This is a genomic window from Microcoleus sp. S28C3 (assembly GCF_036700785.1).
GTDB classification, from domain to species: Bacteria; Cyanobacteriota; Cyanobacteriia; order Cyanobacteriales; family Microcoleaceae; genus Microcoleus; species Microcoleus asticus.
This window is the reverse complement of sequence record NZ_JAUBPO010000192.1, coordinates 1-6795: the sequence shown is the minus strand read 5'-3', so window position 1 is coordinate 6795 and position 6795 is coordinate 1. Positions and strand designations below refer to the sequence as shown.

At 44.3% G+C, this 6795-nt stretch carries 9 protein-coding genes; all 9 read right to left on the bottom strand.

The window, feature by feature from the left end:
- Positions 1–31: 31 nt before the first annotated feature.
- Complete coding sequence (locus tag QUA13_RS30990) at positions 32–1231, bottom strand: AAA family ATPase (RefSeq protein WP_333204744.1); 1200 nt, start codon at positions 1229–1231, stop codon at positions 32–34.
- Positions 1232–1696: 465 nt separating this feature from the next.
- Positions 1697–1891: a hypothetical protein gene (locus tag QUA13_RS30985; RefSeq protein WP_015211718.1), complete on the bottom strand. Its 195-nt coding sequence runs from the start codon at positions 1889–1891 to the stop codon at positions 1697–1699.
- Positions 1892–2284: 393 nt separating this feature from the next.
- Positions 2285–2599 carry a hypothetical protein gene (locus QUA13_RS30980; RefSeq protein WP_015211720.1) on the bottom strand — a complete coding sequence of 105 codons (315 nt, stop codon included), beginning with the start codon at positions 2597–2599 and terminating at the stop codon, positions 2285–2287.
- Positions 2571–2918, bottom strand: coding sequence for a hypothetical protein (locus tag QUA13_RS30975; RefSeq protein WP_333204742.1), 348 nt, complete (start codon positions 2916–2918; stop codon positions 2571–2573). Before QUA13_RS30975 ends, QUA13_RS30980 begins: the two co-directional genes overlap by 29 nt.
- A 100-nt stretch (positions 2919–3018) precedes the next feature.
- On the bottom strand, positions 3019–3177 hold the full coding sequence (locus QUA13_RS32945) for a Rieske 2Fe-2S domain-containing protein (RefSeq protein WP_445242765.1): 159 nt from the start codon (positions 3175–3177) through the stop codon (positions 3019–3021).
- 248 nt (positions 3178–3425) lie between these two features.
- Positions 3426–4043, bottom strand: coding sequence for a hypothetical protein (locus QUA13_RS30970; RefSeq protein WP_333204741.1), 618 nt, complete (start codon positions 4041–4043; stop codon positions 3426–3428).
- Between the two features lie 1074 nt (positions 4044–5117).
- The gene (locus tag QUA13_RS30965) at positions 5118–5666 is read right to left on the bottom strand and encodes a site-specific integrase (protein WP_333204738.1); all 549 of its coding nucleotides are present in this window, start codon (positions 5664–5666) and stop codon (positions 5118–5120) included.
- A gap of 55 nt (positions 5667–5721) precedes the next feature.
- Positions 5722–5925 carry a hypothetical protein gene (locus QUA13_RS30960; RefSeq protein WP_333204736.1) on the bottom strand — a complete coding sequence of 68 codons (204 nt, stop codon included), beginning with the start codon at positions 5923–5925 and terminating at the stop codon, positions 5722–5724.
- Positions 5926–6161: 236 nt separating this feature from the next.
- Positions 6162–6617 (bottom strand): hypothetical protein, encoded by a 456-nt coding sequence (locus tag QUA13_RS30955; RefSeq protein ID WP_333204734.1) that lies wholly within the window; start codon positions 6615–6617, stop codon positions 6162–6164.
- Between the last annotated feature and the right edge of the window lie 178 nt (positions 6618–6795).

Here is a 6795-nt window from a genome sequence, read left to right as displayed (position 1 = left end):
ATCAATCCTCAACATTTAAGAAATTGGTTTGCTAATTGTTGCTATTGTACTTCATAACAGCGGGAACCGCTGTATCTGCAAAGATTTCACAATGGTCGTACCATGCCTTCCATAAGCTCGGATTGCTTTTAGCATTTTGCAGCAACCTAGCATTGTCCTGTTGGAATCGGCAAGCGTCACTTTCGTGGAGGATGTAAATTTGGCGTTGGTCGCCTGCATCGGTTTTAACCTGGAGATTCCAGGCTTTATAGCCAGAGTACCTATCCTCTTGAAATTCGGCAATTTCCACTTCTGCTGATGTGGGCAGGATGACGGTTTTGCCGTCGGGAGCAATAACGGGAGCTTTAGCAATCAACCTCTCTCCAATAATAAATCTGGGAGCATTTTTCCCGTAGATTTTGGCTCGGATTTTGCTATTCCAGTAGGCGACGCGCTCGTTAGTGTAGCAGAGTATGCGAAAGCAATCAGGGTCTTGAGGGAAAGTAGAAGAGAACTTTTTTAAGGCGTATTTCAGCAGCGTTTTTTCTCTGACTAGGAAGGCTCCGTTTTTTTTATCAAAGCTGAATTTGGAGAAGGGTTTGAACGCCTCTTTGCTCTTGACAGCCGTGCGGCAAGCTGTTACAAATTCTAGCAGGGGGCTGCCCGCACCTTGCCTGACGACCTCTGTTAAAACGGCTTTTTCAGGCACGCTGAAGGATTGAGATTTTTTCTCTTCTATGAAGCCATTATTAACAGGAGGCAATTGTGCGGGGTCGCCCATGACAATAAGCTGCCGATTGCTGCCGATGAGTAAAGCGCTAGCAATTCTTTCTTGAATAATATTCCACAGTTCTGCTGTAACCATACTGCACTCATCAAGAAAAATGGTGTCGTACAGGTGAAGGAAAGAAGGAGAAACTTGTTTGAGGATTTTATTTTGCCCCTGTTTGACTGGAGCTAATCCCAATAGCTGGTGGATGGTCATAAAGTCTACTCCTCTCAGTCCTTTTTCAGCAGCCATCCGTCGCAATACGCCTACAGCTTTATTGGTGGGAGCGGTGAAAACGACTCTCTTTCCGGCGCTGACTAATTGTTCTGCTACCAGGTTGACAAGGGTTGATTTTCCCGTACCTGCATATCCAAATAGCCCGAATACCCGTTTAGAACTTGCTACAAATTGTTCGAGGAGTTGGAGGGCGTTGTTTTGTTGAGAAGTTAATTGAAAATTCGGTTTTACCAGTGTTTGAATCATAGGGTTGGTTTCTTCTACTATCTTTCAAACACTAATCAGCGCTAGCTGAAATTTACACAATAATTAATTCAGGACTTACGCAAGAACAACGTATTTCTGTCATTACGAGGGTCGCGAAGTAATCGCAAAGCCTTGTTACACCGTTACAATGCGTAAGTCCTATAATTGATGGAGACGATAATAATAACTCTAACAGGACTTACGCATAACCTCTATATGTAGGGTGAGCCGTAAGCACCTTACCGCTACCAATAGTGTATTTAAACACTTGGGGCGTAAGTCTTGTATAATTTGTTCTGTTGATTTGACTGCTACTCAAATTTTACATAGTTAGGACTTATGCACCCATCAAAAACTCTCCCAGTTATCAGTTGGATTGATAACTAGGAGAAATTGTGGAGAAGCGGAGTTATTAATCTAATGCAGGTACTTTGACTAATTCGACTTCAAAATAAGCTTGGCCCATCAATCTTGAGGCAAAACAGGCTGTTCTTGACTATCAAAAATAATCACAAATGTGCGATGTTTAACCAACCGTTGCAAAACCCGCAGATGCTCATCTGCATCGTTTCTCTTGCGAAATCGCGCCACAACAATACGCTGGCAATTAGGAAGTAAGCGAATTAAGCACCACGGGTGCAACTTCTCAAAATAGGTCATTTTAACCTCCTGATAACAGTAACAAATTGTGTTTGTGTTTGATTACCTGCCATTACCTTAATTGAAACAATATTGTCAAAGACAGGTCACGGTGATATTGACAATTGACTATATTTGTGCTGAAACCAGCTCAAATTATCTTTTGATGCTGAAAAGGCTTGATGTGTATAAAATCAAAAACAATAGTGGCGCGTCTATTTGGAAATGAGGCATTAGAAATCTCCTCAGAAACTCGCAGGGGAGAAGGGAAGAAGGGGAGAAGGGGAGAGGGGGAGAAAGAGTTTCTTTGCTCCATAACGGGTGCTGGGCCTCCGTGAAACGCTTTGAAGTTTATCAATTTGAGAAAACACGGGCAATTGTTCAATGCCCTAATTTCAAGCAGACGCGCCACTACTAATGCACGCTATTATCTTCAGAAAGCCGACATAGCAAGGTTGCCAGTGCCTCTGGAATTTCCTCAAAATGTTCCAGCAGAAAGTCCATTACTGCCAGATGACGCAAATCGACAGGAGTAGGAAATCTTCGATTTTTTCCTTTTTTAAACCAACCCCGCACTGTAGAATTAGAACGGGAACAAATAAAAGCGATTTCCTCGTAACTCACCGCCCACTTGCCATAAAACTGCTTCGGCGTCATTCCCAATTGGCATTGGCTGTAAGCTGCAATTAAATTGCGCTCTCTATCTGTCAAAGTCTGCGGCTTTTTCATCCTCAAACCCCTCCAAATCTTCCTCCCACGCCGTATCAAACTGACACCAAGCTGCGCTCTTGGAATTAGCAGCCAGCCAAATTATGTAGCACCACATCCAACAGTACCGGCGCGGTTCGCAGTTGTAAAATTTGCCAATAACTATCCCCCAATCAGCTTCTTCGCCAACACCCGTCCAGCGCACCATCTCCCCGCACTCAAAGCGCGGCCTGTGAATTTTGGCAAAATTAGCAGGCAATTCGATTGAAGGTGGCATCCCCTTCAAATCTCTTAGCAACAACGCCGAAATCAAATCTCGACTTCCTTTTAAGATTGACATAAGTTCATAGCTGTGAATCGATTGCACCTGACTTTTTTTGACAGGTTTTTAGGCAAATTTCTTGATAAAGAAATTGCAGCGCGCTCTTCCCCTAAATCAATCAACTGAAATCAAGCTGTGTAAATTCCTTTCTCCGGCATAATTGCCCTGTTTTGAAGTTAAATGCTAAGCCGTGACCCGGGCAGGTTCCTAAATGAGGGTGCTTGGTATTTGGCAAAAGTTTATAACCTTTGTGGGGGCAAATATTACCAGGCAGCAAGGAGCAATTCGAGTAAGCTTCCTCCAAGCGTGGCAAGAAGTTGTAGTCTGCTGAAAGGATTGGTATATTGCGGTAGCACAAGCGCTCTTTCTCCAATGGCTACTACTTGATTCTGTGTTTTATTTTTGTTACGGAAATAGGCAGACTTTTTGGCCATTAATTAGTGTTGCTAGGAATTGGCACTAATACCAATCTCTCTCATAGTTACAAGGAAAGATTGCGTTCGTTTAATGGTAATGATTCTGTTGTCAAAAATTTTTAGGGATGCGTTGCAAAAATCTTGGCAGTACAGAAATCGCTGTCCAATTACCTTTATTAGCAGCTTCGAGATATCGCCGGAGCAAATCTTCAGTTACTTGTTGGTCAAGCCAATGCGCCAATTCCACTAGCTCCTGCTTTTGTTGTTGATTGTGCCCTGCCAACAACTCAAACATCCCCAACTTCTGGAACGTGGAAATGTCAAAGTTTGCCAGTTCTTCCTCAATCCTTTGCCGTTGCTGTTCAACCTCTTCTGGTGACAGAGTGGGCAGCGGCGGGTGCTGGATATTGAGAAATTTCTCTACTTCTGGGTAATCTCCGACATACATCTTTTCTTCCAAGCGATCGCACACAATTGCATGGGTGGGAAATTCATCATCGGAACCGAGGTGGTATGGTTCCAGATCGAGGGCGAGAGCGGGATGTTCAGTAAGTGGCTCGTACACGGCATAGTAACTGAAAGTCCCTAACCCTCTACCATCAGTCCAAGTAGCTTTGCTGCCCATATAAAACATGGCGAAGTATCGGGAATCAGCAACGATACCCACCATTTCTGGCAGCATGGGCGGTAGTGGTACTGGCAGTAAATTCAAGTTTTGTCCGTTCATGGCGAGATAGCCTCCCTCTTTGAATTTTGTGTGGTTAATTGAAAGGGAGCCAGTTAACTGAAATAGAAGTCAATCATAATTCTTAACAGCTAACTGGCTTTTTTGAGGGCGATCGCCCGTGATGAAGGCTTTCCTAGGTGAATGCGTTCGCTATTGTTAAGAATGGATGAAACTTAAATGAGCAGGTCACTCCCAATAGCGGCGATAGCCGCTCTTTGACCAGCCCAGTAGGAGCGTGCGATCCTCTTCTCCGGCTGTGCTAACGACGTATTTACGTCATCCTAGGTGCTCGCGATCGATCAGAAACAAGATTTATTGTCGTGAGCGGTTGACCAAAATCAGATCGAGCGATCCTCTTCTCCGGCTGCGCTAACGTCGTCAACCAAATGGAAGGTGTTTGAGAGCCTTCTTCACGCGCGCGTGACAGGGCTGCCGCTCTTTGACAAGGCCAAACCTGTCTTGTACTGATAAATTTGTCAGTTCAATCTTCTGACTATCAATGAATATCCCTAGATTTTTACAAGGGCTTTTCGCCCGAAAATAGCTTAATTATTTGAGCTTTTTTTTATTGATATAGTAAGTAGTCGCTACCAACCAAAATTACCCTAAATATCTAACTTTTAAGGGGTAAATATTTGGCAGTTTGTGGGTGTAATGACAATCAGGATTCCGGTGTATTTACTGCTGGTGTCGCACTGATAAGTACCTTCGGGTTGTTGATTGGTGGAGTCATTTTTAATGATTTGGGCATTTCCTAGCATTTGCAGCAGTAAGTATATATCTATCTGCCCTTTGACTGGTTCCGTAAGATAGTTTTTATGGAGTTATGGGGATTACGTCAATTACAGCTCAAGAGTCAGGAAAGCTTATTCACACCTCACTCTTGAGCAGGCGGCTCAAACCAGTCAGGATTGTCGCGGATAGCAGTTGCCTTTGTTTTAGCTAAAATACATCCGGGAAGAAATGGGTAGCCATCGCGAGCCTTGCGTCCAAATATCGCCTGAATTCAAAGAAGACTTACGGGAGAGCCCTTCAACTGTTGAAACAATCTGGCGAACCAAAGTCGCGATAGCTTCACTTCAGAATCCCGAGTGCCTTGACAAGCTGTTCCGGCTGCACTTCTAAATAGCGCTGGAGGCTCGACAAATTTTTGTGACCTGATATCTCCATAATTACCCGCAGTGGCACCCCAGCATTGCTCAAATTCGTGAGTGCTGTCCGCCTCATCGAATGTGTGGAAGCTCCCTTAATTCTTACCCGTTTGCAGCAAGCTTCTTTAAAAATCAAGTCTGCCTGAGAGCGTGTCAAAGGCTTCGTACCCTCTCGCCCCGGAAACAAAAAACCCGCATCTGGATTGTAAGCCAATAAAAACTTAGCCAACATGGGATGTAGCGGCAGCGTTCGCGTTGCTGACTTGCCCTTAGTTGTCGCTTTCCGCAGCGTCACCACACCGCCAACAATGTCCTGAGTTGTTAAAGCTAACGCCTCTGAAATACGACAGGCACAATAAAAGGTCACAGCAAACAAAAGCCTATCCCTTGCTGTAACAAAACCCCGGTCGAACAGCCTAGATATTTCGGCGGGCGTCAAAATCTTAGCACGCCCGTTGCCTTGAACCTTCACGGCGCAGCCCTCCAAAATGAAAGCTCCCTTATTATTGGACGAAAGGACACTTTCGTCAAGTCTGCCAAAAAGCTTTTATCGCTTGATGGGCCACTTGCGGGGCGCTGCGCCGAGGATGCCTCCGCCCGCGTCCTTTATTGCAGTTAGATTGGCTTTTATTGCTACTCAACTGACTTAAATTCTCAGGCAAATTGATAATTGGCAAGGTGGCGATCGCGTCTATGAGGTCTAGGAAGGTAACAGGTTTAAGTGCCGCCATAACAGTACGCTCAAATAGAAGTGGCGCTTGTAATAATTTGATTATACTATTTTTTGATTCACTTTGCAAGTTGTTTTGCTAGTTTTGTTCCCCTTTAATAAAAAATTAGGATTTTATTGGAAAATCGCTTATTCAGGTCAAAAGAAATGCCCAAGCCTTACGAAGGCTTGGGCATTGTTATAAGTTTCGGAGGGTAAACGAGTACGCTGGTTGGTTGAGAAACTTTTCGTTCGCTGTTAGGACACTGAACGCGCACTTTCACCTAGTTCGGAAGTAGCAGATGCTAGAGTATTTGCAATCACCGCTTTGGGAGCAAGCTTGAGGATGATAGGCATCACAATTAGGGGAGAATTTTCCAGCCGATTTTTGATTTGAGCCTGCAACCATTCAATAGAGGAATCAGAGCCGTTAACTTTTTGCTTGAACCCCAGTTCAGGCGCAGCAGCTTTGATGGCGCTAGCAATTTTGCGAGCTTGCCTAAGTGAAATTATTGAAGTATTAACGGCAGGAACTGAGGTTGTGCTTGCGCCTGAATGTGCGGCAAAATCAATTGGTTTTGCTGGTTTGTTTGGTGTTTTTTTGCCTGTGGTCTGATGGCGAGTGTGATGGGATCTGGCTGGTTTCTCAATTTCAATTGTTGCTCCATTTACGGCACTGCCAATACCATCGGATGGTGTTGCGACTGTTGACACATTTACTTGGGTTCGATTGTCTGTGAGTTCTTCTTGGGCTGCTTCAGGTTTGTGCAGGAATACTGAGGCTAAGCAAAAGAGAGTGGTAAAAAGGAAAGGGGGAAATAAGCTGTTGTGCCTTTAAATAGGGTATAATAAAAAATGAGTTTAGTCAATCTCTACAAAAATGCCAGCTAAA

Excerpts from the sequence above, each read along its gene's own strand:
- QUA13_RS30990 (WP_333204744.1), bottom strand. The coding sequence starts at position 1,231 with ATGATTCAAACACTGGTAAAACCGAATTTTCAATTAACTTCTCAACAA.
- QUA13_RS30985 (WP_015211718.1), bottom strand. The coding sequence starts at position 1,891 with ATGACCTATTTTGAGAAGTTGCACCCGTGGTGCTTAATTCGCTTACTT.
- QUA13_RS30980 (WP_015211720.1), bottom strand. The coding sequence starts at position 2,599 with ATGAAAAAGCCGCAGACTTTGACAGATAGAGAGCGCAATTTAATTGCA.
- QUA13_RS30975 (WP_333204742.1), bottom strand. The coding sequence starts at position 2,918 with ATGTCAATCTTAAAAGGAAGTCGAGATTTGATTTCGGCGTTGTTGCTA.
- QUA13_RS30970 (WP_333204741.1), bottom strand. The coding sequence starts at position 4,043 with ATGAACGGACAAAACTTGAATTTACTGCCAGTACCACTACCGCCCATG.
- QUA13_RS30960 (WP_333204736.1), bottom strand. The coding sequence starts at position 5,925 with ATGGCGGCACTTAAACCTGTTACCTTCCTAGACCTCATAGACGCGATC.